The sequence below is a fragment of the Alcanivorax sp. HI0044 genome, assembly GCF_001634945.1.
In genome coordinates, this window is record NZ_LWEZ01000185.1 from 1 (window position 1) to 674 (window position 674).

At 59.3% G+C, this 674-nt stretch carries 1 protein-coding gene; it reads right to left on the reverse strand.

The genetic code is table 11. From position 1 onward, the window contains the following. On the reverse strand, positions 1-674 hold a 674-nt coding region (locus A3730_RS02215), incomplete at both ends, for a DEAD/DEAH box helicase (protein ID WP_231883811.1).

Genomic DNA, 674 nt, shown 5'->3' on the forward strand with positions numbered 1-674 from the left:
CTCGGAGCGAGCGCGGGTCATGGCCACGTTCAGGCGGCGCTCACCACCGGTACGGTTGAGAGGGCCGAAGTTCATGGTGACGTGACCGGCTTCATCCGGACCATAGGTGATGCTGAACAGAATCACGTCCCGCTCATCCCCTTGCACCGTTTCCAGGTTCTTCACGAACACCGGTTCCAGCTCGTCCTCGGAGAAGGCCCATTCGATGCCAGGGTCTTCCGCTCTGGCCTTGTCCAGCAGATCCTCTATCAGACTCTGCTGTTCGGTATTGAACGTCACTACCCCAATGGACTGGCTACGGACAGCCGGGTCGTCTGACGTCAGGCGACGCACGATCTCCGCCACAATGGCCTTGGCCTCGCCCTGGTTATGGCGGGCCTTTCCTCGGGCGTAGAAGCCTTCCGGTTTCACCAGTGACACGCCCTTGTCAGGGTGTACCGGTGCCGGGAAGGTGATCAGGGAGCTGTCGTAATAGCGGCTGTTGGAGAAGGCAATTAGACTTTCCCGGCGGGAACGGTAATGCAGGTTCAGCACGCGTTGGGGAATGCTGGCGCCGATCAGTTCGTCCAGGATGCTTTCCAGATCCCCTTCGCCATCAATGTCGCCATCCGGGTCATCATCAGAACGACCAAAGAAGTTGGTGGGCGGCATCTGCTTTGGATCACCGGCAACAA